Below are 23,946 nucleotides of genomic sequence, written 5' to 3'. Positions count from 1 at the left end.
GCATGCAAGGAACGGAATATCGTATGAAATGATCACTGCTGCGTTTCCCATGCTTTTATCAGCCCCTGTTCCCAAATCCGGTGCATCTCAGCCATTTCCCATTGCAGGGTGAGCGCGCCATGCCGCACGCGCATCGTCCCGTCATTCGTCACGGTTCCCAGGGCGTGGACGGGGACATTGTGTTCCTTGCAGAGCCGTTCCACTGCATCCCGTAATTCCTGTTCCACCTCTATGATGAAAGCGGGTGTTTGCGTAAAGAGGAGCGTATCCGTCCGCAGTGAACCCGGAAAGTTATGCAACTCAACCTCGACCCCGAATCCCCTCGAAACCTTGCGCCTCGGGAGAAGCATTTCGAACAAAGCGAGGAGCATGCCCCCTTCGCTCACATCATGGCAGGAACGAACGGAACCGCCACCGATGAGGTCCCTGACGCATTCCATCATGCGTCCGATTACGGGAAAGTCCGGCTTGGGCACATGGGCGCCCAGGAGGACGTCACGCGCCGCTCCGGTGATTTCTTCCAGCACTTGGTAGTACGCCGAACCGCCGCATTCGTCCTTCGGCTCGCCGATGTAGAGGAGGAGGGAACCTTCCTTCGTGCATTGCATGGATACGGCTTTGGACGCGTCTTCCACCACCCCCACGCAGCACACTATGGCGCTGGGAGGTATGGGTCCGCCATCGGGTGTATCGTTGTACAGGCTCACATTCCCCGAAATGACGGGTACCGGTGCACCACGGATGGCCACGCCTCTCGCAGCGTCGCCGATCCCCCGTACGCCTTCTTCCAGTGCGCCCAATTCCGCCGGCTTCTCCGGGTTTCCGTAATTGAGGCAATCGGTGAGGGCCCTGGGCGTTGCGCCGACGGCGGCGACGTTGCACATGCTCTCCAGCGCCGCCAGCGCCCCCTGCCAGTAGGGTGATATGCGCCCGTAGCGGCTGTTCCCGTCGCTGGAGAATGCCGCGCCGCGTTTGCGATCCTTCTCCGAAACTTCCCAACCGGTATGGGATCCTCCCTGTACATAGTGTTCAAGATTCCCCAGCGGCGCTATGACCCCTGCGTCCGCTTCACCCGCTTCCACAACCGAATTCCCGATGACGGTCTTGTCGTAGTGAAGAATGGCCGGGAATCTGCTGGCGTAATTGGGGTGCGCAACCATCGCCTTGAACACTTCACCGATGCTTGTCGTATGCATCTTTCCCTCCACTTCCACGCCTATGGCATCTCCTTCGCAACTCAACGTAGGTTCCTTGCGAACTTCTACTTTCTGCTCCGTCTTCCTGTTGTAGAGAAGCCCGGACGTGATGTCGCGTGATTTAGCTTCGCAGACCACCCTGCCGCGGTGTCGCACGCGGTAGACGCCGTCCCCGGTCACTTTGCCGATGACGCTTGCGCGTGCTTTCTCAGCGATGGCGGGCAAGTCCCAATCCTTGTTGTAGTGGTCGAGAATGCGCTGCGTGAGGTCGGGATGGCACATCCAACAGAACCTCTCTTGCGTTTCCGCACAGGCGATGACTTCGGAAGGAAGATCCTCAACCGCCACGTGGAGACGGTCCAAATCGATCTCCGCGCCGTATCCTGGTCCCGCCACCTGTTCCACGGAAGCGCATACAACGCCGCCCGCGCCCAGATCCTTGAAGCTGACGTGCGGCAGGTTGCCCGTTGTGACGATCCAGTCGAAGAGCGCATAGGTGGATGCCAGGAGATGGCGTTCCAGGAAAGGGTTTGGCTCCTGCACCGCCCCGCTGTTCTGGTCCTTCTTCTCCTCCTCCATGGAGACGCTCGCGAACGCCGCACCGCCGAATCCGCTGCGGTCCGTCGGCTTGCCCACAATGATCACATCGTACCCCACCTCAGCGGCTTCCTTTGGTACGTAGCTGTGGATGATTTCGTCCTCGCGCACGAGGCCTACGGCTATGGCGTTCACGAGACAGTTGCTGTTGTAGGCGGCATCGAACACGATGTCCCCGCCCAGGTTGGGGATTCCTAACGGATTCCCGTACCCTGCTATGCCCCGCACCACTTCTTTGGCGATGGTTTTGGATTCGCTCGTCTTCAGGTCGCCGAGCCGCAGGGAATCGAGTGCTCCCAGCACGCGCGCCCCCATACACGCCACGTCACGCACCGTTCCGCCGATACCCGTCGCGGCGCCTTCGTAGGGGACGATCTGCGATGGATGGTTGTGCGACTCGTGGCTGATGACGATTCCCCATCGTTTTCCGGGAGGCCCGTCCGTGAGCGCAACGATCCCCGCATCCTCTTTGGGCCCCAAGATGACGTGCTCCCCCTCCGTAGGAAGGGTCTTGAGGAACCTTCTGCTGGATTTGTAGCTGCAGTGTTCGCTCCCCTGTATGCCCCAAATGACAGCCTCGACCACACTCGGAGGTCTTCCGATCATCTCTTGGACCTTGCGTGCCTCATCAGCTGTCAATCCTATTTGGTATTTAGCCAATACAGTCTTCACCTCTCCGTCGCTCATGGACGAGAAATCGAGCGTCGGTACTGCCGATGAAGCGGCCGAAGAGTTCACGGGAGAAGTATACAGAATTCCTTCTTCGTTTGTGTATGAAAAAGACCCGAGGGGTGGATTCTGGTGTCATGGACACCGTACTTACGTCATGGAAGACGTTCCACCCTCTCGGGTCCCTCATGGGGAAGAAGTTGATGCTGGAGAGGGACACATTCTCAACCTTCGCATCAGATCATCGTAGTGTCCTCGACCGCTTGCGGCGGTCCGCCTATGGGATGGCGATCCATCACTGCCCCTCCACGGGAAAACGGAAGGACTTCTTCCCAGATTCATGCCTGTACGAGTACAGGCTCATTGTGTATTATTCATTGAGGCTATTAAGATGTCAATCGTCGTTTTCTTAACGAATTCACGCTAAGATCACCTCGTGAAGTTCCTTTCCTTCCTCCGCTCAGGGCGCATCGCGAGCGGCGTTGCTATCCTGGGCATCACGCAATTTGCCGCATCCCTTGCGGGATTGTTCCGCGACCGCGCGCTCACGTCCGTCTTTGCAGACAACCTCGGCGTGGTAGACGTATACATCGCCGCCTTCCGCCCCTCGGATCTGCTCTTCCAAACGGCCATCATGTCCGCCGTGGGGACGGTCCTCGTCCCCGTCCTAGCGGGTTACCATGCGAAAGGGGATCGAAAGGGGATGGGTGATGTGCTCAATGGGACCGTCGGTGCTGCCGCTTTGCTCTTCGGCACGTTCGCATTGCTCTTAGGTCTCATCTTTCCCGTCATCGCCCCTTCCCTTGTCCAATTTGAAGGTGAGCAATTGGCACTCTACGTCTCCTTCGGAAGGCTCGCGCTGTTCACCAACTTCCTCTTCGTCTTCGGCATCACGTACGGACAGTACCTCATCACGGTACAGCGGTATTGGATCTACGGCATCACGCCGGTCCTGTACACCGTGGGGACCGTCATAGGGACGTACGCATTCACCCCTTTCGTGGGCGCCTACGGGCCCATGGCGGGGACCATCCTCGGCGCCGTGACGTACGTCATCCTTCGCTTCGTTGCCGTACATTGGCGGGGCACGGGATTCTCCCTCACGTTCTGGCACCCGGACCTCAGGGAGATCGGGAGGCTGATGCTTCCGCGCATCCTCTCCTTGGGTGCCTTCCAGTTCCAGCTCCTCTTCTTGGACCGCATCGCTTCCGGTTTTCCGTCAGGGGCGGTGACCATCAACGCGTACGCGCGGAACTTCCAATCGCTGCTGGTGGGGATCGTGGGCATCGCCGTCGCGCAGTCGGTGTACTCCGTCCTCAGCCAGGCCGCCGCGCGCAATGACGCGAAGCAGTTCTCCCTCTACGTACGGAGAGGGGAGATGATCACGCTGCTGCTCACCGTCCCGGGTGCCGTGGCACTCGTCTTCCTTACGCCCGTCGCCGCATGGCTGGTGCACTTGTCCGGTGTCTTGCGCGTCTTCTCCGTGTGCGTCCTCATCTACGCATTCAGCATCCCCTTCGAGAGCCTCAATCACCTGCAGCTGCGCGCCTTTTATGCGCTGCGCGATACCTTCATCCCCGCGCTCATGGGCGTCATGGGCGGCCTCACTGCCATAGCGGTCGCAACGCTCGCATCGGGAATGTACGGCATCTACGGCATCGCCGCGGGATATTCATCCGGCATCATCATCCAAACCATCGGCTTGTGGATACTGCTTCCGGGGAAGAGAAGGCGTGCGCTGAAGCCTCTGTCTCCGCTTGTGGATGCGGAAGTTATTGCCTGATGTAAAAGCCCTTATACCCCTCTTCTTCGGCGGCATCACACCGCACATCCTCCACTTTCGCGGAGGGCGGACCTCTTCTGCACCACTCTTCAAATTCCTTCAGCGTATCCGTCTCCCCCTCTGCATGCACGGACACGGACCCATCCCCCATGTTTTTCACCCAACCTTTGAGACCCAAACGATCCGCCACCTGTTTCGCATAGGTTCGAAAAAAGACACCTTGGACTTTGCCGACAATAACCATGCTGTATGCGGTCATTGTTGATCTTCGCACGCTGTACCTATCTCCTTTAAAAACTCATGATAAAAATGCAATTGATCACGGACAGCATGCGGCACGCATCGCTCCAATATCAATTCTATTTCCCCCCGTGCCTGCCGTGCGTCATGTTGAATGAGCGATGCGTCACATGTTCCGACGAACGATTGAAGTGTCTCAGTCACACGGTCGACATGGAAGCATACCGCGTTCCAAGCGGCAGAACCGAAGGCGGGATTATCGAGCCAGCTTTGCCTCAATCTGACTAATTCTTTATAGATCAAGCAGGTTTCGTCCACTGCCGGCAGCTCTACTGACTTTCCCCTCATGTTCATATCATGAAAGATATTACTTCTTCTTCACCTGCGTGAAATCAAGCTCGACGGGTGTCTCGCGGTCGAAGATGAGGACGAGGACGTTGAGCTTTCCCTTGTTCACGTCCACGCTCTCGATGGAGCCCTCGTAGTTCTTAAAGGGCCCGTCCACGATCACCACGAGGTCGCCCACCTGGAAGTCGCTCTTGAACTTGGCCTCCTGCTCGCCCACGCGCCTCTCGATGACGCCGAACTCCTCGGGCGTCACGGGGACGGGGATGTTCCCGGAGCCCACGAAGCCGGTGACGTTGGGCGTGTTGCGCACCACGTACCAACTCTCGTCCGTCACCACCATGTCCACGAGCACATACCCCGGGAAGAGCTTGCGCTCCTCCTCCACGGGATCGCCCTTTTTGAACACCAGCTGCTTCTCCTTGGGCACGATGACGCTGAAGATGTAATCCTGCATGCCCAGGGATTCGATACGCTGTTCCAGCGCCTGTTTGACGCTGTCTTCGTACCCCGAGTACGTATGGAGGACGTACCAGTTGCGTCCTGCGCGCGGGTCTTGCTTGCCCATAATCAGGCTGTGGGTAAGAGGATAGTGACGATCTGTGAGAGGCCGAAGTCCACGACGCCGAACACGAAGGCGCTCAGCAATACGAAGCCGAGCACGATGGCGGAAAACCGCACGGCCTGGTGGCGCGTCGGCCAGCGGACCTGGTGCAGCTCCTCGAGCGCTTCGTCTATGTAGGTGAGTGGGGAGATCATAGGGGAGGTGTCTAGAAAAAACCCCTGACGGGGCATCCACATAGTACAAGCCTGTAAGGCGGATGCAAGGTCATTTTGTGCGCTAGAGGCCGTAGGAGGGGGGTTCCAGGGCTTGGATGCGCGTGATGGGGAGCGCGATGAACCACACCCTCCCCTTGATGTCGGTGCTTGCAACGTAGGGTTCCGGCTTCGCATTCACGAGGAAGCTCCGCGAATCCAGGCTCCCCTGCCTGTTGTCCCCGAGCAAAAAGTATCGGCCGGCAGGAACGTCGTACTCCGCCGGAGACTTGTCACCGCTGCTGGGGGGATGTTTGTACGTATGTCCTTCGTTCGTCACCGTGAGGTACCCCGTTTCATCCAGCTGCTGCAATTCCTGCTCCCCCTGCTTGCGTACGTAGACATAGCCTTCCTTGATGATGACCGTGTCCCCGGGTTCCCCGATGACGCGCTTCACGTAGTACTTCTTGGGATCATTGGGGGGACGGAACACCACGACGTCCCCGCGGTGGGGCTCCCCGAGGATGTAGGCGAGCTTATTGATGATGATGTACTCCTTGTCCTCCAACGTCTCCACCATGGAATTCCCTTCCACCTGGAAAGGGGAAACGAGGAAAGACCGGATACCGGCTACGATGGCCACGATGACGACGATGTTGAGGAAGACATCCAGAAAGTGGAACCAGAACCCGTGCTTTGGCTGTAGATCCGTCATCCGAGGTATTGTAGAGAACTTGCCATTTGAAGTACAGCAGGCCGGGGAGAATGATTTCAGGGATCCACCCGCCATCCTGTACACTGTGCGTGATGCTGGACAACTTTCTCTTCAAGAAGCACCTGGAAGACGATGAAACGGTTTCCCTGATCGTGCATAAGTACTGGGGCGTCGCCTCGCAATCCATGTTCTGGCCTTCACTTGCACTGGTTGCCGGTTTGACGTTCCTCGCCTTGGCGCCCGTGAAGACCGTCCTGTACATCGTCCTTCCCTGGAGCGCGTTCAGCCTGGTGTGGCTCCTTCGGAACTTCCTGGACTACTACTTGGACGTCTGGATCATCACCGATCAGGGTATCATCGCACTGAAGTGGGAGGGATGGTTCCACCGCACGTCGAACCGCATCCTCTTTTCGGATATCCAAGGCGTGGGGTACGAGATCAAAGGACTCATGGGAACGCTGAACCGCTGCGGTACCTTAAACATTGAGAAGGTATCCACGGGCGGCGCCGTGAGCATCGCCAATGTCCGCCAGCCCAAGAAGATTGAAGCGCTGATTCTGAGGAATATGGAGGCGTACCTGCACGACAAGAACTTGAAGAACGCAAAGCACGTGCAGGATTTGCTCGCGGAGTTCGTGGCGGAGAAGATCCAGCTGCAGGATGTTTCCACTAAAGCGCAGGAGGAGAAGAAGGCGAAGGGCGTCATTGTCACGAGGCGCGTATGACATTGCCGGAATACCTGTCGGCTTTTGCCGTCCTATTGATCGTGTGCACGTTCGGGGTATGGGTACTGTGGAGGAAATGGCAGCGGCACCGCCTGCGCGGTTCATCGCGTGTTCGCGTCCTCCGGGGATGGGAGCAGGCTATGCGACGCCAGGACGCCTTCCGGATGCTCATGGAAGCCGATGCCGTGTTGGACACATTGCTCACGGAATTGGGTTACGCCGGCACCCTGGGTGAGAAGCTGAAGAAGGCCGGACCGTACCTGCCGGATCTCGATGCCGTTTGGAAGGCCCACAAGCTCCGGAACCGTCTGGCGCATGAGGTGGGCACACCCGTCCCCGAACGGGAGCTGCGGGAAGCCCTGGGGACGCTCGAGAAGACCATACGGCATTTCTGCGGGTAGCATCGCCCGCCCCATTGCCCTATCCTTTCCCCATGAAGCCCTCATTGATCATCGCAGGGTTGGGCAATCCCGGTTCCGCGTATGCCCAAACGCGGCACAACGCCGGGTTTCGATGTCTCGATACCCTCTCAGAGGCGTTCGGTCAGGGGGAGTGGCAGGAGAAGGAGAAATTCATTTCTTTCACACAGGAGGCGCGCGTGGTAGCCGCGCCTGTGCTCCTGGTCAAACCCATGACATTCATGAACCTTTCCGGCAACGCTTTACGGAAAGCCATGGACTTCTACAAGCTCATCCCCTCCGAGCAACTGCTCGTCATCAGTGACGATGTGGACCTGCCGCTGGGCGAAGTACGCTTCCGCAAGTCCGGCGGTCCCGGGACGCACAACGGCCTTAAGTCCGTCGCGCAGGAGTTCGGTGATGCCTTCCCCCGCATCCGCATCGGCCTGGGCAACGCGCCCGCCGGTTCCGACCTCGCTTCCTGGGTCTTGAGCGTTCCCACCGCAGAGGAAGAGGCTGCGCTGAAGGAAGCCATGCAAACCGTCCCTGCGCTCATCACGGAGTACGTGTTGGGGAAGATGCAATGAGAAAAACCCCCGCGCGCTGCGGGGGTTGAAGGATGTTGGTGTCTGTACCCTTACGGGAACAGCTTGCGGAGGAAGAGGCTTCCCGTACCGATGCCTGCTGTCATGAGCGTTGCCCATGCGTCTGCGGCGAACCCGTTCCCTCCGTCGGCTTCCGCTGAAACAACGGTCTCAGCCTGCACCTCATTTGCTGTACCGTTCTCCTCAACGCGCGCCGCGTCCATCACTTGGACCTGTGCGTCCTGCTGTGGGACGGACATTTCCATCACTCGTTGCCCTGCGGTCATCTCCTGCATGTCGGCCGTCTGCGGACGGAGGAATGCCGCATTGTTGCTGATACCGTTGCCGCTCCAGAACTCAAATCCCGACGGCAAGTGCCACTGTCCTGCGCTCTGCTGCTGCGTGACGCTCACGACGTTCTGACTGGCGGCATTGATGACGGAGTTCACGTTGGTCTGCGCGTTATTGTTCACCTCTGCGTTCTGGTTCGCTCCGCCGTTCTGGTTGATGACCGTATTATTTTGACTTACCGCATTGATTTCGCTGTTCACGGTGGTATTCGCCGAGTTATTGACGTTGACGTTGGAAACGGGATACCACCAGTTACCGCTCGACGAGCTGGAACTGTAACTTGAGCTCGAGCTGCTGGAGGAGCTGGAGCTCGCCGTGATGTACTGCTTGTTTTTGAAGACGACGACGGCGCAGTGGTCGCTGCCATTGACATACACGTCACCGTTCGTCGGTGTGACGCTGAGTTGGTACCATCCCTGCTGGACCATCTCGTGTACCCTATGGTTCCCGACATTCACGCCCGTGTAGCGCACTCGTCCTGATCCGTCATTGCGAGCTTCATGGACATTGTCCAAGTAGAAGGTGAATTGCGGTACGGGATTGAAGGGATTATCCAGCGTATCGAACGTTTCCTTGATCACGTCGATACAGCCGTAGAAGGGCTGCGATGAACTGCTGCTACTCGAACTGTAGGAAGAACTGCTTGAGGAGGAAGAACTCACCGCGTTATATTCATCATTGTCCTGACGGTTGTAGCAGCCGGGGTCACTTGGAAAGTCAACCTTCCCGTCCCCATCGTTATCAACTCCGTCCTGGCATTGCGCCTTGGGATTCGTCTCATCGTCATCGTTGGGGTTGCTGCAACTGAAGTCATCGGGATAATCCTTTGCTCCGTCCCCATCGTTATCAACGCCGTCACGGCACTGAACCTCGTGCGCGGAACTGCTGGAGGAGGAGGAAGAACTCACCGCATTATATTCGTCATTGTCCTGGCGGTTGTAACACCCGGGATCGTTCGGGTAATCGGTCTTGCCATCTCCGTCATTATCAACCCCGTCCTGACACTGTGCTTTGGGGTTCGTCTCATCATCGTCATTGGGATTACCGCAGCTGAAGTCATCGGGATAGTCCTTCGAACCGTCCCCGTCGTTATCAATACCGTCCCTGCACTCCGCTTCATGCACGGAGCTGCTGAATGATGAGGATGAGCTTACAGCGTTCCACTCGTCATTGTCCTGGCGGTTGTAGCACCCGGGATCGTTCGGGTAATCGGTCTTTCCATCTCCGTCATTATCAACCCCGTCCTGACACTGTGCTTTGGGGTTCGTCTCATCATCGTCATTGGGATTACCGCAGCTGAAGTCATCGGGATAGTCCTTCGAACCGTCCCCGTCGTTATCAATACCGTCCCTGCACTCCGCTTCATGCACGGAGCTGCTGAATGATGAGGATGAGCTTACAGCGTTCCACTCGTCATTGTCCTGGCGGTTGTAGCACCCGGGATCGTTCGGGTAATCGGTCTTTCCATCTCCATCGTTATCAACCCCGTCCTGACACTGTGCTTTGGGGTTCGTCTCATCGTCATCGTTGGGATTACCGCAGCTGAAGTCATCGGGATAGTCCTTCGCACCGTCCCCATCATTATCAATGCCGTCACGACACTGAGCTTCGTGCGCTGAGCTCGATGAGGATGAAGAACTGACAGCGTTGAATTCATTATTGTCCTGCCGGCTGAAGCACCCCGGATCCTGCGGGTAATCCACCAGTCCGTCGCCGTCATTGTCAACGCCGTCCTGGCACTGCGCTTTGGGGTTCGCCTCATCGTCGTCATTGGGCGAACTGCAGCTGAAGTCATCGGGGTAGTCCGTAGCCCCGTCTTGGTCATTGTCGATGCCGTCACGGCACGCAGCCTGCGCTTGTGAGACGCTGGATGACGAAGAGGAGCTGGGGAGACAGACGCCTATGGAATCCTTGCACGTGATGGAACTGAGCCATGTCTTGTTGTATTTGGGTTCTGCGGTCTCCGATTGGAAGTTTCCGGTAAATCGTGAGAGTTGGTTGTTATTCGGTGAGTGGTAGTTGCATTTTCCGTTGGGATACCTGCCGCTGCTTTCCGAGTCCAGACAAGTGCTTGCGACGTAATGCTTATACCCCAGTATCTCGCATACCGCCGTCAAAGTTTGGATGTGCGGGCTTCCGTTGTCCTTCCAAACGTTTCCGCCCCCCGTTCCGCCCGTGGAGCGCAAAAGCGGCGCTTGCGGGTGAGAGAACGGAAGGCCTTTCTGTGCTATCGCATTAGCAACGGCGAACTGTACCGTTCCCGGGTCGCCTCTCCCGTTGCCAAGGAGACCGACGGTTATCATTTTCCCATCATTAAATTCCGAGCACTGGGTGTTGGATGCAACGGTCGTTTGCGCCGTTGCACCGCTCGGTCTGGCAATGACAGAAGCCACCAATAGGGTGAGAGCTCCCGTCACTGCGACGATGGTCCATAGCCGCATATTCATCACAGAAGTCATACAAAAGGGGGGAAAGGCACACCGGAATAGTCAATCGCTCATTTTGACGTTCTCCCTCAGCAAGAATTACGCGAAGAACGTCGTTTTCGTCGCATATTCGCCACACCGCAAACGGGGGAGGGGACCGCAAGATCCCTCTGTACCAAAAAGCCCCCGGGAACGGGGGCTTTCCGCGTAATTTGAATCAGCTATCAGAGCCAGCGTTTGGTGAATGATCCGCCCACGGCCGTTCCCAATGTGAGGAAGGTGATGAGGACCGTCAACGGGATCGTGTCCGCAGCGCCGCCGTTCTTCAGGGGATTGACGAACTTCGCATCGGATTCCGCAAGGGCGAACGTCCCCGTCTGGGGCATGACCTTGATAACACTGACGTCGTTGAATGCCATGCGTTCCGGAGCCTCGTCCGCACGCACGATGCTCGTGTTGTGGATGATCTCACCGTGCTTCACGTTTTCCGTCAGGCGTACGTGATACCGGTATGTGACGAGTTCCGAAGGCTTCATGGAAGGGATATTCCATTGGAGACCCTCGTAGGTCAGCTTTCCGCCATCCGTATCGAGGACGGTCAGCCTCTGTTGGTCGAAGTAATCGGTTACAATCACATTGGTCGCAGTGCGCGTGGAGATGTTGCGCACGCTGATCGTGTAACTGTAGTAGTCGCCGCCTTGCACTTCTCCGCGGTCGGATGACTTGTCAATCACCAGCTCCACGGGGACTTTGTCCTTCTTCGCCAGCCTGCTCTGCGCGATGATCTGGATGATGTCTATACCATGCCTGTGGCTTCCGCGTTCCTTCTTCGGCTGGCACTCATCGCATGTCCGCTCAATGATGATGATCTGCTGCTGTGAGCTGGACGAGGAAGAGGAGGAGGAACTGCTGCTGGAACTGGAAAGGGACGATGACGATGAGGAGGATGAAGACGAACTGGAGGAAGAAATAGACGACGAGGAATCGGAGGATGAAGAACTGGAAGAGGATGAGGTAATCACCTGCTTGTTCTTAAACCTGATTTCCGCGCACGTGTCCCCCGGCACCACGACAACGGATCCGCTGGAAGGGGTAACGGAAACCAATTCCCACGTTGGCGGCACCTCCTCTACGATCTTGTGCGTTCCCACCGTAACATTTGTGAATCGAAGTTTTCCGGAACTGTCATTCTTCTTCATCTCCACATCGTCCCTCTTGAACGTGAACTGGGGGACGGGAACAAGGGGATTACCCACCGTGTCGAACGTATCCTTGATGACGTCAATGCAACCCGTGGTTGCAGCAGAACTGGAAGATGAATCCGAAGATGATGCACTGGAATCGGCAGAGCTGCTGGAAGATGAACTTGAACTGGTGATGGATTGCCGGTTCTTGAATGTGAGGGCAACACACGTGTCGCCTCCGGGTACGTCCACAATGCCGTTCTCCGGCGTTACGGAGATCGGCGTCCAACCGTCCGGAACGGATTCGGACACCTGGTGGCTTCCGACGGAAACGTTGTCGAAACGCAGCAATCCCGTACCGTCGTTCTGTTTCTGAGTGGTCCCGTCCAGCAAGAACGTAAATTGCGCGACCGGATTCAAGGGGACACCCTGCGTGTTGTACGTTTCTTTCTTCACCTCAATGCATCCGGTGATTACGGAAGAGCTGCTGGAAGAATCTTCGGAGGAAGATTGGGAAGATAGGGATGATGTGGAAGACGATGAGGAACTGGATGAACTAAGAGACGACTCTTCCGAGGAGGAAGACTGGGAGCTTTGGGAAGAACTGGAGCTCACTACGCTGGAACTGCTGGAAGCACTAGAAGACGATCCGAATAGATGCTGCATATTCTTGAACGTCAACACAGAACACTGATCTCCGCCGGCAACGTATATCTTTCCTTCAGCGGGTGTAACGAACATTTGTTCCCACCCGGCCGGCACCAATTCCGTTACTTGATGGTCTCCAAGAGTGACATTATCGAACCTCAGATGGCCCGTTCCGTCGTTCTTATCTTGCGTAATGCCGTCCAACGTAAATGTGAATTGTGCAACGGGTGTAAGAGGATTACCGACCGTATCGTAGGTCTCCTTAATCACTTCTATGCAACCGTAGAATATCCCGCTGGATGAACTGAAAGACGAGCTGGAGGAGGAGCTGCTCTGGTCGTTACAAAGCACATCCGTAGTTGCCGTACTCTGGTTGTTCGAAGGCGTCGTATCGTTCGTCGCACCCACTACGGCCGTATTGCTCACGGTCATGGGAATGCATCCGCTCACGGGCATGGGAACCACGAAGGCTATGAGAAGGACGCGTGAGTCCAGAGGCGCAAGGTTGAATGAACTACACCGAATGATGGATCCATCCTGTACGCACGTATTGGTTGAAAGTTGCGGGTTGAACACGAAACCCGCGGGGACAACGTCCGTCACGGTGACACTTTGTGCAACAGCCGGCCCTTCATTGCGGACTTCCACCTTGTACACGATGTTCCCTCCGAACTTTATACCCTGGGATCCGCTCTTCTCAATGACCACATTCGCCTCCGTTGGCTGATTGAACTCGTCATTGTCCTGCTTGCTTGTGCAACCCGGATCTTGAGGGTAGTCGACCTTTCCGTCCCCATCGTTATCAATCCCGTCCTGGCACTGCGCCTTGGGAAGCGTTTCATCGTCATCGGTCGGGCTTCCGCAGCTGAAGTCATTGGAGTAGTCCGTGGCGCCGTCGGCGTCGTTATCCACCCCGTCGTTGCACTGGTACGTGTTCCCTTCGTCATTGTCCTGATTGTTCGTACATCCGGGATCCTGCGGATAGTCGACCTTTCCGTCTTGATCGTTATCAATGCCGTCCTGGCACAGGGATTTGGGAAACGTTTCGTCGTCATCGTGTCGGTCCTGGCAGCTGAATTCGCTGGGGTAATCGATCGCGCCGTCGTTGTCGTTATCCAACCCGTCGTTGCACTGGGGTGCGGCGCCTTCGTCATTATCCTGCAGGCTGCTGCAGTCGGGATCCTGCGGATAATCGATCTTCCCGTCATCTTCATTGTCTATGCCGTCCTGGCACTGTGACTTGGGATTGAACTCATCGGTATCGTATGCCGTGGAGCAGCTGTAGTCGTTGGGATAATCCGTCGCACCGTCGTTGTCATTATCGATGCCGTCAGAACACTGGTAGGAGGATTCCGTCGGGTCATCGGGGTTCTGACAATCCGGATCATGCTGTATCTCGCTGTCGTCGTTCACGGACGCGCAGCCGTTGTCGTTCATGTCCACTTTCCCGTCCCCGTCGCTATCGATCCCGTCGCTGCAGGCTGCCAGTTTGTTCTGGCAGGTGAGGTTGGAAAGCCACGGATGGCCGCAAGCCCCCACGACACTCATGTTGTTCGAGGAAGCGTTCCAGACCCCCATGGTGTTGTTGTAGCAGCTCGTGAAGTTGCAGCGTCCGGTAGCGCCATACTCGGGGCAGCTCCGTGATGCGACGGTACTGAACCCGGCGATTTCGCAGATCTTGTCGGCTGTCACCGAGTCATTGCTCACCATGCCCTGGCCATTCCAGGCCGTGGGTATCTGACTCCAGCCACGCTGTGCGGCTACTTGGTTGTAGAAAGCGCGTATGCCGACGGAATCCGCATACCAAGATTTCGTCTGGCCGTTGTTCGGGTTCAGTTCCACGAGTGCATCGATCTTCCCGTCACCGTCGTTGTCCAGGCCGTCCTTGCATTGTCCTTGGCCAACCGATGAAGAAGAAGATGAGGAGGCCGGTGCGTTGTATTCATCGTTGTCTTGGAAATCAACGCATCCCGGATCCTGGCTATCCTTCTTCCCGTCACCGTCGTTGTCCAGGCCGTCCTGGCACTGCGCCTTGGGAAGCGTTTCGTCGTTGTCCGTTGCGCTCGTACAGCTGAAATCGTTGGGATAATCCGTCGCACCGTCATTGTCGTTATCAATGCCATCGGAACACTGGATCGGATTCCCTTCATCATTGTCCTGGTTATTCAAACAACCGGGATCCTGCGGATAGTCGATCAGACCGTCCCCATCGTTATCAACCCCGTCCTGACACTTGGACTTGGGAAGCGTTTCGTCGTTGTCCGTTGCGCTGGTACAGCTGAAATCGTTGGGATAGTCCGTCGCACCGTCATTGTCGTTATCAATGCCATCTTGGCACTGGGCTTCTTGGCAAACACCTCCGCCAGTTACAGTGATAACGTCGCTACAATCATTATAGTTGTTGCCATGACACAGTTTGACGCGTAAGCCTGGTTGCAATTCTGCGCTAAACTTCGTGAGAGGGAGCGTTACAGTATCACTCAATTGGCAGAATACATTTTGCGTATGAAGAATCTTAGAGTTATCTGCTCTCAGCAAATGTGCACAGGTATTCCCTTCCCTGCTGTATTGTACGGTGACGTTGCATCCGTCAATATTGACATGCGACAGGTACACAGATGCATTATCTTCATCATTGTCCTGCTTATTGGTGCAGCCTTGATCAGCGGGATAATCTATTTTGCCATCCCCGTCGTTGTCCAGGCCGTCCTGGCACTGCGCCTTGGGAAGCGTTTCGTCGTTGTCCGTTGCGCTCGTACAGCTGAAATCGTTGGGATAATCCGTCGCACCGTCATTGTCGTTATCAATGCCATCGGAACACTGGATCGGATTCCCTTCATCATTGTCCTGGTTATTTACACAACCGGGATCCTGCGGATAGTCGATCAGACCGTCCCCATCGTTATCAACCCCGTCCTGACACTTGGACTTGGGAAGCGTTTCGTCGTTGTCCGTTGAGGATGAGCAACTGAAGTCAGCGGGAAAGTCGATTGCGCCATCACCGTCATTATCGATGCCGTCGGAACACTGTGCCGTGGATTCCGTGGGATCATCGGGATTCTGACAACCCGGATCATGCTCCACTTCGCTGTCATCATTGATGCTCGCACACCCGGGATCCTCCATGTCTACTTTCCCGTCCCCGTCGTTATCAATTCCGTCGCTGCAGGCTGCCAGTTTGTTCTTGCAGGTAAGGGAAGCGATCCAGGTGTAACCGCATGCCCCCACGATTTTCATGTTGTTCGAGGAAGCTTTCCATACCCCCATGGTGTTGTTGTTGCAGCTCGTGAAGTTGCAGCGGCCGGAAGAGCCGTACTCGGGGCAGCTCCGTGATGCGACGGTGCTGTACCCGGCGATCTCGCAGATCTTATCCGCTGTGACTGAGTCATTGCTCACCATTCCCTGGCCGTCCCACGCCGTGGGTATCTGCCTCCAGCCACGCTGTGCGGCTACTTGGTTGTAGAAAGCGCGTATGCCGACGGAATCCGCATACCAAGACTTCGTCTGGCCGTTGTTGGGGTCCAGTTCCACAAGTGCATCGATCTTCCCGTCCCCGTCGTTGTCTATGCCATCCTTGCATTCATTCACAGCGGGTGTTGCGTTCGCCACCGGCGTAAACGCCGTATCAATCGCATGGGAGAGAAGAGGAAGCACCAGGAGTGCGATGCTCGTTCCGGCGATCATCTTCGATCGGTAGGCTTTCATGGGAATTATGAGGGGGTTGATAAAAAGGGGTGAAGGTTACATCCCTCCTTATACGCGCGCAAGTTCTTTTGTTATGTCAAATATGCATTAGGCTTAAATTTGAGGCCTTAAAACACTGTTTTAGACCTTGGTTCAACCCACATCAACGTTAAAGCTTTGAACACATATAGTACTCAGTGTTTACTCCTTCTATTAGGGCTGACAAAGAAATAGACGATACGACGAATCTCAAAGGCGAATATACGGATCTCCACAACGCTTCTTTCTGGAAACGACGAACGTGTTTCCGTCTCTTCTGCTTCTCAGAACGTAGACATGCCACTTGGCTCTCCATCCTACTGTTGACCGGTTGTCCTGCCAACCGAAGACACGCCGAAGCCACAGCTCAGGCGTGCGTAGGTTGGTTGGGGAGGAGGGATTCGAACCCCCGAATGGCGGCTCCAAAGGCCGCTGCCTTACCACTTGGCGACTCCCCAATGGCTTCCCCTATTTTAGCAGAATCTTCCTTCCGAAGGTATTCGATGTTACTGCGGCATCCTCTATCCTCTCTACATGAAGAAACTCCGTTTCCATCCCGTTGTTGCAGGAATACTCCAAGCCCTAGGCATCCTCCTCTACATCGTCCTGTTCGCATTCGTCGGAGTTCCGCTCATAGATAATGTAGAACACACTCCCGTCATGAGCATGATGGCTCCTGTCTTCTTTCTTTTTACATTCAGCTTCTCTGCTCTTCTTTGCGCAGCAATTACAGGGACGTTCCCCGCAGTGCTGCTCTTCCAGAAGCGGTACCGGGATGCCGCAATTGTCATCATCTCCATGATCATCATGATGGCACTCCTGCTCGCCCTTCTGCTCACCGCTCTCCTCATGAGCCGCATGCTCATCCGATGAAGAAGATGAACGTTATCCTTGCCGTAGGTAGAGTCCCACAGACCCGCAGCACCAGGATGGACGCATAGTTCAATAATATCGTGATGGTGAGTGCCAAATAACAGACGTCATTCGGCCTTTTCCATGCCACCGTGTTCCTCATCTTTCCATTCCAGCTTCTCCTTGATGGACTGTATCGTTTCCCCGGTCTTCTGTTCGATCATCCCGAAAAAGCTCTGCATGTCCCCCTTCGCCTCCATGAAGTCGTCATCCGTCAGTTCTCCCCACAGGGACTTCGCTTTTCCCACCATCCGGTCCCACTGACCCTCGTCCACCGCCTTCTGTGCCTGTTCGTCCATGATGTCCTTCCGTTCGTCAGCCATAGCGCATTGGGGTAAGAAGTTGCGCATACCATGACGCTTGGAAGGCGGGAGACTTACCGCGAAGCGTTCCGAAGGAAGGAGATGTATGCCATACTGCATCCATGCTTGATGCCGCCGCTTCGTTCGTCGTGACCACAGTCGGTATCCCGCTGGAGAGCCACTTGGGCGCAGCCATCCATTTCTTCATCGCGGATATTTTGAAGATTTTCCTGCTGCTCATCGCCATCGTCTTCACGGTATCCGTCCTCCGTACGTTCCTCCCCCCGGAGCGCATCCGGCGCTTCCTCTCCGGCCGTCGCATGACGGGCCATCTCTTCGCTGGTCTCTTCGGCATCGTGACGCCTTTCTGCACGTGTTCCGCCATCCCGCTCTTCCTGGGCTTCCTGGAGGCCGGCGTGCCGCTCTCCGTCACATTCACCTTCCTCGTGGCTTCGCCGATGATCAATGAAGTGGCACTCGTCATGCTGTTGGGGCTGTTCGGTTGGCGCGTCACGCTCCTCTACATCGGGAGCGGCCTCCTCATCGCCATACTCGCGGGGCTTTTCCTGGGGTCGCTGAAAGCGGAGACGCTCCTCTTGCCCCTCTCGCGAGAGGGCGTGGACAGGAAGTTCGCCCAGCAGTGGAATACGTGGGAGGACCGCCTCACGTACGCCCGCAATTACACGCTCATGATCTTCCGCCGCGTGTGGCTGTACATCGTCATCGGCGTCGGCATCGGGGCGGGCATTCACGGGTATGTGCCGCAGGACTTCTTGGCGAGCGTCGCGGGGGAGGGGAACCCCTTCGCCGTCATCGTCGCCGTTCTCATCGGCATCCCGCTCTACTCCAACGCCGCCGGCATCATGCCGCTGGTCTCCGTGCTCACGGAGAAGGGCGTTGCCATCGGCACCGTCCTCGCCTTTATGATGGCCGTCACCGGCCTCTCCCTGCCGGAATTCCTCATCCTCCGACGCGTGATGAAGCTCAAGCTGCTCTTCCTGTTCTTCGGGACGGTGGGCGCGGGGATCATCATCACCGGCTACCTGTTCAATGCCATTCTTTGAGCAACGAGCTCCGTGACACATGTCTTCACGACATGCGGCCGGAACTGAAGACCGCAAAACCGAGGAAGAGGGCCGTGAAACCTACGACCATCACGGCGGGCGCAAGGGCGGAGAGCCAGTTGATGCGTCCGGGACGGAAGAAGCGTATGAGGAGAGAATTGGTGACCACGGATACGGAACTGAATGCCATGGCCAACCCCGCCAGTTCCGGCCGGAGAACCAAGCCGAGGAGGGGATAGAGGGCGCGAGCCGCTATGGGGATGCCGATCACGTTGTAAAAGAGGGCGAAGAACATATTCTGTTTGATCTTTCCCATGGTCTCGCGAGAGAGCCTGATGGCGGTGATCACATCGCGCAGGTCGTTCCGTATGATGACGATACCGCCCGTCTCCATGGCCACATCCGTCCCCGAACCCATGGCGATGCCCAGTTCCGCCTGCGCCAGCGCGGGGGCGTCGTTGATGCCGTCGCCGACCATGGCAACACTATGCCCCGCTTCCTGCAGTTTCTTCACTGCCTGCGCCTTGTCTGCGGGCAACACTTCCGCAAGCACGTTCTCCATCCCGATTTGTCCCGCAATGGCGCGCGCCGTCCTCTCGTTGTCACCCGTGATCATGTACGTGGCGATCTTCATGCGCCGCAATCGGTCCACCGCCTCCTTCGTTGTTTCTTTAAGGGTATCGGCGACGGCGACGATACCGAGCACCGCCTCCTTCGTCGCCAAGACCATCGCCGTCTTCCCCTGTTCCTCCAGCTCCTGCAGCGTCTTCTCCAGCGTTTCGGTCAACGCTGCCGCACCTTTCCCGACCATCATCCGGTTTCCGAAGAAGTACGTGACACCGACGATCTGCGCCTGAATCCCTTGCCCCGGAACGGCAGTGAACTCCGTCACATCCCGCAGCGCGATGCCTTTCCCCTGCGCATACGCGTAAATGGCTTCCGCCAGAGGATGTTCGGAGGAACGCTCCAGGCTGGCTGCGATTGTGAGGACCTCGTCTGTCCCCATCGCTCCCGCGGCCACCACGTCCGTGACTTCCGGCTTCCCCTTGGTGAGCGTCCCCGTCTTGTCGAAGACGATCGCCGTGATCTTGTCCGCCGCTTCCAGCGGTTCCCCGCCCTTGATGAGGATGCCCTGCTGTGCGCCCTTCCCCGTGCCAACCATGATGGCCGTGGGCGTGGCGAGACCCAATGCGCACGGGCAGGCGATCACGATCACCGCCGTAAAGGCCATGAGCGCGAAGCTGAGGGAAGACCCCAGCGCGAACCAGACGGCGAACGTGAGGATGGCGATGATGATGACCGCGGGAACGAACCAGGCTGCAATGCGGTCCGCAAAAGCCTGGATGGGCGCGCGCGAACCCTGCGCTTCCTCCACAAGGCGGATGATCTGCGCGAGCATGGTATCCGCGCCCACTTTCTCCGCCCGGTATTCAAACCCACCGTTCTTGTTGAGCGTTGCGCCGATGACGCGGTCGCCGGGGTTCTTCTCCACGGGGATGCTCTCCCCCGTGAGCAGTGATTCATCCACGGACGACCTACCCTTCACGATCGTCCCGTCCACGGGGACCGTTTCGCCGGGTCGCACGACGATAGTATCCCCCGCGACCACTTCCTCCACGGGGATGTCGAGTGTCTTCCCACCGCGCACCACGCGTGCACTCCTCGCTTGCAGGTTCATGAGCTTGCGGATGGCGTCGGATACCTGCCCTTTCGCCTTCGCTTCCAGCCACTTGCCGAGAATGACGAAGGTGATGAGGAATGCTGCCGTTTCGAAGTAGAGTTCCGGGATCTTATCGCCACCCTGGCCGAGCACCGATCCCATCCTTGCGACGTAGAGGAAGAAGTTGACTGCGCTGTAAACGAATGCGGTTGAGGTCCCTATGGCAATCAGGCTGTCCATATTGAATGTCTTCATCTTGAGGCTGGACCACATGCCCTTGTAGAAACCCGCGCCTATGATGAATTGGACCGGCGTCGTGAGAAGCAGGGATGCGATCCCTACATAAGGAAAGAGGAACGAACCTCCGGGGAGGGATGGAAAGAAATCCAACATCATGAAGTAGAGCATCGGGATGCTGAAAACCGCGCCAACGATGAGCCTGTCGCGGTATCCGCGGATCTCCGCCTCGCGCTTCTTCCGTTCGTAATCCCTGTCCTTCTCGTCCACGAGTACGGCTGCATAACCCGCTTTCTTCACGGCGAGGAGAAGGTCCTCCACATGCACCGCGGACGTGTCGAAGAGGATGGATGCCTTTTCGGCTGCAAAGTTGACGTTCGCCTGTTGCACACCCGGTGTTTTCTTCAAGCCTCTCTCGATGAGCAGGGCGCAGGACGCGCAGTGCATGCCGGAGAGCGAAAGGGATACGCGTTCCATGGGGATGAAAAGAAAGGACACTGCCAGAATAGTGTCGAGATCCTGCGTAGTCAATGCACCTGGGGGGGTGGTCATAAACCCGAACAGGTTTTACGATCCTTACTCAATACTCTTCGTCAGGCCTCACAGGTTATCGGCGCTCACTTGTTCGCCAGCTTCGACACCGTGAGGATCTCCTTGATCATTCTCTCTTTCTGTTGGCTATTGCGCGCCCTCATGGCATTGATGAAACAGCTGTCCAGGTGCCCTTCCATGAGTTTTGCGTGCACTCCCTTGAGCAAGCCGATGGAGGCGAGCGTCTGCTGCATGATGTCGATGCAGTACTCATCCTTCTGCACCATCCGTTCGACCACGGAGAGGAGCGTCCGTGCCTTGCGCAGCGCGATGAGCGTTTTCTTCTTCTGGGGATTCATGAAAGCGGGGGTGACGATCGTACCTAGGATACAGGTATAGGATCGGATCGGCAAGACGTAGGAAGGGCGGCCGCAGTTCAGCGGTTTCCGTACGCCCTTCCATTATCCCGTCAGGCGTTCGAGGCGACGGGATACACCGTGTATTCCTCCCCCAATCCCTGCACTTCGTCCTTCCAATGTTCGATGGTGAACGCATCGTCATGCTCCATCGTCACGCGCCGCGTCTCCAAATCCACTTCAATGTGCCGTATCTCCGGGAATGCGGACGTGACATCCTTCACGAGCGCCGCGCAGGACGCGCAATGCATGCCGGGGATGGAAACAGTGGTTTGCATGGATAACAAGGGGATTTACAACAACATGGAATCGATGACGGACTTGAAGCCCTCGTAGGACTGCGCTCCGCTGACAAACTGCGTCTCCTGCGTCTTGAGGTTCACCACGAAGGTCGCGGGTGTCCCTTGCACCCCTGCCGCAGACCCCGCGGCGCTCTCATCCTGGATTTCCTGCTTATACTTGCCGCTTTCGATGCATGCGGTGAACACCGCGCCGTCCACTCCCGCCGTTTGGGCCAGTTCCGGAAGCTTACCGAAGGCGTCTTGCTGCGTCATGACGGCGTTCGTGAACGTCCAGAATGAGTCGTTCCCGCCGAGCTCCGCGACGCATTCCGACGCTTCCGCCGCAGGCAGCGCGTTGGGATGGATGCTCGTGAGCGGAAACTGGCGCAGTACCCACACGACTTTACCGCCGTAATCGGCTTCAAGCTGCTCCAGCGTGGGATGTGCGCTTCTGCAGTAGGGACATTCGTAGTCCGTGTATTCCACAAGGGCGATGTCGGCGTCCGTATTCCCTTTGAAGTGGTCCTTTGTAAAGTCCACTGCCGGCATATCTTCATACCGGGGTGGGGACGATTGCTGATCCTCCTGCACGGACGGAACCCCGTTCGGATCGAGTGCGAGGCTTCCCGTCACCTGTGTCCAATTCCCGATGGTGTAACCGACGATGACGCCGATGAGCCCCAGGGAGACGGGAAACCAGATGTTGGAGGAATGCTTGGAGGACGCGCTCTTGGGGGAAGGGTCTTTTGAGGATGACGATGATTTCTGCCATTGCACTGCGTTCATGGTGGGAAATGAATGAAGTAAAAAGTGAAATAGACGATGGAACATCTTAGATGACGGTAAAGGTACCGCGTACCATCCCCATGGAACAGCTAAAAGGCAGCTTTCCCGTTTTCGTTGCGGTGAATTCAATCACATTCTCGCCGCGTTCGAGCACACGGAAGACGTCGAGTGAGGGGATGACGATGGCGCTGGTGCAACCCGAGGCGCCCGTCCCGTCCACCACCCAGCGGACGGGCACGCCCGCTTTGATGGTGAGCGTGTCCGGTTGGTACCGGTAGCTCTGGACGGCCATGCGCACTTCCTGTTTTCCGTCCTTCTCCACGGCAAAAGCCGCCGCGCCGGATTGCCCCGGGAAGAACATGCCTCCCAGGTCGATGCCGTTGAGCGCGAGCGCGTTGTTTCCGTTGTAGAGCGCGAGGACGAGGACGAGCGTCCCCGCGAAGCGCAGGAACAGTCGCCGCCCCGTTCCCTTGGCCGTGGAACTTACGGCGCTGATGCCGAGCAGGGAGGGGAGCGTGCCCAGCGCGAAGACGAACATGGTGAGTGCCCCGGTTACAACGTTTCCGGAAGCGAGCGCTACGAGCTGCAGCGACTGCGTGAACCCGCAGGGCAGGAAGAACGTGAGTGCGCCCAGCGCGAAGGGGGCGAGCGGATGGGAGTGCTCCGCCAGTCCGGCGATCCAATGGGAGAGGCGCTTTGGCGGCCTTATGAACGATTGCTTGGGAAGCAAACCCAGCATGGAAAGGGCGAGCCACAGCATGATGAATGCCACCGCAAGATTCATGACGCCCGTCATCCGCGCGCTGATGGTGATGGATTGCCCGATGAGGCCCACCACGCCGCCGAGTACGAAGTAGGATGCGAGGCGGCCGATGTTGAACCGGAGGAGGGGCTGGAACTTCTGCCACGCCGTCTGCGACCGGTTCGCCTCGTTGTACTTCCCCGCGATGGCGAGGAGCAGGCCTCCCGTCACCGCCAGGCAACTGGACGTGCCGGCGACGAGGCCGATGAGCAGCACACCGCCCAAGCCCACGGCGCCGCCGGTGGTATCCGGCAGGAGGGACGTGAGATCGAACGCTTGCAGGAGTTTCCACAGCGCGAAGAGAATGACGAGCGATGCGCCGATTTCCTTCCATTTCGTCTTGTCCGCTTCCACGGGAAGGGCGTCTGACGAATCGGCATCCGCTATGCGGTATCCCGCCGCACGTATGGTCTCTTCGATCCGCTCAGGGGAAGGGGGATGCGCCGCATCCGCGCTGAGCGCGGCTTTGCCCGTCCTGTGGTTCACCGATACGCCGGTGATGCCCGGAAGCGCTTTGAGTTTCCGCTCCAGGAGAAGCTCGCAACTGGCGCAGTGCATACCTACGATGCGGAAGTGCGCAGTGACGACGTCCTGTTGATGATTCTTTGACATGGG

General features: G+C 57.2%; 18 protein-coding genes and 1 tRNA gene. 6 read left to right on the top strand and 13 right to left on the bottom strand.

Annotation, left to right across the window (positions count from 1 at the left end):
* Positions 1-32: 32 nt before the first annotated feature.
* Positions 33-2,531, bottom strand: coding sequence for a phosphoribosylformylglycinamidine synthase subunit PurL (gene purL / locus WC698_02170; GenBank protein ID MFA6039048.1), 2,499 nt, complete (start codon positions 2,529-2,531; stop codon positions 33-35).
* Between the two features lie 367 nt (positions 2,532-2,898).
* On the opposite strand from purL, the gene WC698_02165 reads away from it, so the two are divergent.
* Positions 2,899-4,245, top strand: coding sequence for a lipid II flippase MurJ (locus WC698_02165; GenBank protein ID MFA6039047.1), 1,347 nt, complete (start codon positions 2,899-2,901; stop codon positions 4,243-4,245).
* Between the two features lie 607 nt (positions 4,246-4,852).
* Here the strand turns inward: WC698_02165 and nusG are convergent.
* The 3 genes from nusG to lepB all read right to left on the bottom strand — a co-directional run bounded on the left by nusG (position 4,853) and on the right by lepB (position 6,301).
* A complete protein-coding gene (gene nusG / locus WC698_02160; protein ID MFA6039046.1) occupies positions 4,853-5,398 on the bottom strand; it encodes a transcription termination/antitermination protein NusG in 546 nt (181 codons plus the stop codon).
* Positions 5,399-5,400: 2 nt separating this feature from the next.
* Entirely contained in the window at positions 5,401-5,589 is a 189-nt protein-coding gene (gene secE / locus WC698_02155; GenBank protein ID MFA6039045.1) for a preprotein translocase subunit SecE, read from the bottom strand.
* A gap of 82 nt (positions 5,590-5,671) precedes the next feature.
* A complete protein-coding gene (gene lepB / locus WC698_02150) occupies positions 5,672-6,301 on the bottom strand; it encodes a signal peptidase I (GenBank protein ID MFA6039044.1) in 630 nt (209 codons plus the stop codon).
* A gap of 92 nt (positions 6,302-6,393) precedes the next feature.
* Here lepB and WC698_02145 point away from each other — a divergent pair, with 92 nt between their 5' ends.
* From WC698_02145 to pth, 3 genes are read left to right on the top strand one after another with little or no spacing between them, the layout of a single operon-like run.
* The gene (locus WC698_02145; GenBank protein ID MFA6039043.1) at positions 6,394-7,026 is read left to right on the top strand and encodes a PH domain-containing protein; all 633 of its coding nucleotides are present in this window, start codon (positions 6,394-6,396) and stop codon (positions 7,024-7,026) included.
* Positions 7,023-7,427, top strand: a complete 405-nt coding sequence (locus tag WC698_02140; protein ID MFA6039042.1) for a hypothetical protein — start codon at positions 7,023-7,025, stop codon at positions 7,425-7,427. The genes WC698_02145 and WC698_02140 overlap by 4 nt, the downstream gene beginning before the upstream one ends.
* Positions 7,428-7,459: 32 nt before the next feature.
* Positions 7,460-8,011, top strand: a complete 552-nt coding sequence (gene pth, locus WC698_02135; protein MFA6039041.1) for an aminoacyl-tRNA hydrolase — start codon at positions 7,460-7,462, stop codon at positions 8,009-8,011.
* 50 nt (positions 8,012-8,061) lie between these two features.
* Here pth and WC698_02130 read toward each other — a convergent pair whose 3' ends face one another.
* From WC698_02130 to WC698_02120, 3 genes are all read right to left on the bottom strand, one after another.
* Positions 8,062-10,818, bottom strand: coding sequence for a hypothetical protein (locus tag WC698_02130; protein MFA6039040.1), 2,757 nt, complete (start codon positions 10,816-10,818; stop codon positions 8,062-8,064).
* Positions 10,819-11,009: 191 nt separating this feature from the next.
* Positions 11,010-16,322 (bottom strand): DUF11 domain-containing protein, encoded by a 5,313-nt coding sequence (locus WC698_02125; GenBank protein MFA6039039.1) that lies wholly within the window; start codon positions 16,320-16,322, stop codon positions 11,010-11,012.
* 401 nt (positions 16,323-16,723) lie between these two features.
* A tRNA-Gln gene (locus tag WC698_02120) sits at positions 16,724-16,798 on the bottom strand.
* 76 nt (positions 16,799-16,874) lie between these two features.
* Here WC698_02120 and WC698_02115 point away from each other — a divergent pair.
* Positions 16,875-17,213, top strand: a complete 339-nt coding sequence (locus WC698_02115) for a hypothetical protein (GenBank protein MFA6039038.1) — start codon at positions 16,875-16,877, stop codon at positions 17,211-17,213.
* A 107-nt stretch (positions 17,214-17,320) separates the two neighbouring features.
* On the opposite strand, the gene WC698_02110 is transcribed toward WC698_02115, so the two are convergent.
* Positions 17,321-17,575: a CsbD family protein gene (locus tag WC698_02110; protein ID MFA6039037.1), complete on the bottom strand. Its 255-nt coding sequence runs from the start codon at positions 17,573-17,575 to the stop codon at positions 17,321-17,323.
* A gap of 101 nt (positions 17,576-17,676) precedes the next feature.
* Between WC698_02110 and WC698_02105 the strand changes: the two genes are divergently transcribed.
* Positions 17,677-18,618, top strand: coding sequence for a permease (locus tag WC698_02105; protein MFA6039036.1), 942 nt, complete (start codon positions 17,677-17,679; stop codon positions 18,616-18,618).
* 25 nt (positions 18,619-18,643) lie between these two features.
* Here WC698_02105 and WC698_02100 read toward each other — a convergent pair whose 3' ends face one another.
* The 5 genes from WC698_02100 to WC698_02080 form a co-directional block, all read right to left on the bottom strand.
* Positions 18,644-20,992 carry a heavy metal translocating P-type ATPase gene (locus tag WC698_02100; GenBank protein ID MFA6039035.1) on the bottom strand — a complete coding sequence of 783 codons (2,349 nt, stop codon included), beginning with the start codon at positions 20,990-20,992 and terminating at the stop codon, positions 18,644-18,646.
* Positions 20,993-21,132: 140 nt separating this feature from the next.
* Complete coding sequence (locus WC698_02095) at positions 21,133-21,405, bottom strand: metal-sensing transcriptional repressor (protein ID MFA6039034.1); 273 nt, start codon at positions 21,403-21,405, stop codon at positions 21,133-21,135.
* A 110-nt stretch (positions 21,406-21,515) separates the two neighbouring features.
* Positions 21,516-21,740 carry a heavy-metal-associated domain-containing protein gene (locus WC698_02090; protein MFA6039033.1) on the bottom strand — a complete coding sequence of 75 codons (225 nt, stop codon included), beginning with the start codon at positions 21,738-21,740 and terminating at the stop codon, positions 21,516-21,518.
* Between the two features lie 15 nt (positions 21,741-21,755).
* Entirely contained in the window at positions 21,756-22,529 is a 774-nt protein-coding gene (locus WC698_02085) for a thioredoxin domain-containing protein (GenBank protein MFA6039032.1), read from the bottom strand.
* A gap of 46 nt (positions 22,530-22,575) precedes the next feature.
* Positions 22,576-23,943 carry a sulfite exporter TauE/SafE family protein gene (locus WC698_02080; protein MFA6039031.1) on the bottom strand — a complete coding sequence of 456 codons (1,368 nt, stop codon included), beginning with the start codon at positions 23,941-23,943 and terminating at the stop codon, positions 22,576-22,578.
* Positions 23,944-23,946 lie beyond the last annotated feature (3 nt).

It is taken from the genome of Candidatus Peribacteraceae bacterium, assembly GCA_041661065.1.
GTDB lineage: Bacteria > Patescibacteriota > Gracilibacteria > Peribacterales > Peribacteraceae > CAIKAD01.
The sequence above is the reverse complement of the archived record's forward strand: the minus strand, read 5'-3'. Positions and strand labels throughout refer to the sequence as shown.

Coding starts and splice junctions, on each gene's coding strand:
- nusG (MFA6039046.1), bottom strand. CDS start 5,398: ATGGGCAAGCAAGACCCGCGCGCAGGACGCAACTGGTACGTCCTCCAT.
- secE (MFA6039045.1), bottom strand. CDS start 5,589: ATGATCTCCCCACTCACCTACATAGACGAAGCGCTCGAGGAGCTGCAC.
- lepB (MFA6039044.1), bottom strand. CDS start 6,301: ATGACGGATCTACAGCCAAAGCACGGGTTCTGGTTCCACTTTCTGGAT.
- WC698_02145 (MFA6039043.1), top strand. CDS start 6,394: ATGCTGGACAACTTTCTCTTCAAGAAGCACCTGGAAGACGATGAAACG.
- WC698_02140 (MFA6039042.1), top strand. CDS start 7,023: ATGACATTGCCGGAATACCTGTCGGCTTTTGCCGTCCTATTGATCGTG.
- pth (MFA6039041.1), top strand. CDS start 7,460: ATGAAGCCCTCATTGATCATCGCAGGGTTGGGCAATCCCGGTTCCGCG.
- WC698_02130 (MFA6039040.1), bottom strand. CDS start 10,818: ATGACTTCTGTGATGAATATGCGGCTATGGACCATCGTCGCAGTGACG.
- WC698_02125 (MFA6039039.1), bottom strand. CDS start 16,322: ATGAAAGCCTACCGATCGAAGATGATCGCCGGAACGAGCATCGCACTC.
- WC698_02115 (MFA6039038.1), top strand. CDS start 16,875: ATGAAGAAACTCCGTTTCCATCCCGTTGTTGCAGGAATACTCCAAGCC.
- WC698_02110 (MFA6039037.1), bottom strand. CDS start 17,575: ATGGCTGACGAACGGAAGGACATCATGGACGAACAGGCACAGAAGGCG.
- WC698_02105 (MFA6039036.1), top strand. CDS start 17,677: ATGCTTGATGCCGCCGCTTCGTTCGTCGTGACCACAGTCGGTATCCCG.
- WC698_02100 (MFA6039035.1), bottom strand. CDS start 20,992: ATGGAACGCGTATCCCTTTCGCTCTCCGGCATGCACTGCGCGTCCTGC.
- WC698_02095 (MFA6039034.1), bottom strand. CDS start 21,405: ATGAATCCCCAGAAGAAGAAAACGCTCATCGCGCTGCGCAAGGCACGG.
- WC698_02090 (MFA6039033.1), bottom strand. CDS start 21,740: ATGCAAACCACTGTTTCCATCCCCGGCATGCATTGCGCGTCCTGCGCG.
- WC698_02085 (MFA6039032.1), bottom strand. CDS start 22,529: ATGAACGCAGTGCAATGGCAGAAATCATCGTCATCCTCAAAAGACCCT.
- WC698_02080 (MFA6039031.1), bottom strand. CDS start 23,943: ATGTCAAAGAATCATCAACAGGACGTCGTCACTGCGCACTTCCGCATC.